This is a genomic window from Microvirga medicaginis, assembly GCF_052658925.1.
On record NZ_JBQWEL010000080.1, the window covers coordinates 1 to 399 of the forward strand.

The window sequence follows — 399 nt, forward strand, 5'->3', positions numbered from 1 at the left end:
CTGGCCCGGCTCCTCGTCGCCGTACTCCGCCGCGCCGCCGCCCTGGCGCCCGTCGAGGATCGTCAGCTCGCCCCGGAAGCGCTGCAGCACCACCTCGGTGGAGTACTTCTCCACCCCCTGCTGGTCGGTCCATTTGCGGGTCTGCAGCTGGCCCTCGACATAGACCTTCGAGCCCTTCTTCAGGTACTGCTCGGCGACCCGGGCCAGGTTCTCGTTGAAGATCACCACCGAGTGCCACTCGGTCTTTTCCTTGCGCTCGCCGGTGGCCTTGTCCTTCCAGGTCTCGGAGGTGGCCAGACGCAGATTCACCACCGGCTCGCCGTTGTTCAGGCGCCGCACCTCCGGGTCACGGCCCAGATTGCCCACCAAAATCACCTTGTTCACACTGCCTGCCATCGG

Annotated in this window: 1 protein-coding gene; it reads right to left on the bottom strand. The window is 66.2% G+C overall.

The window, feature by feature from the left end; genetic code table 11:
• Window positions 1-396, bottom strand: a 396-nt coding sequence (ssb, locus tag ACUXUR_RS26850) for a single-stranded DNA-binding protein (RefSeq protein WP_445505399.1), incomplete at its 3' end; no start/stop codon positions are given.
• Window positions 397-399: the final 3 nt, after the last annotated feature.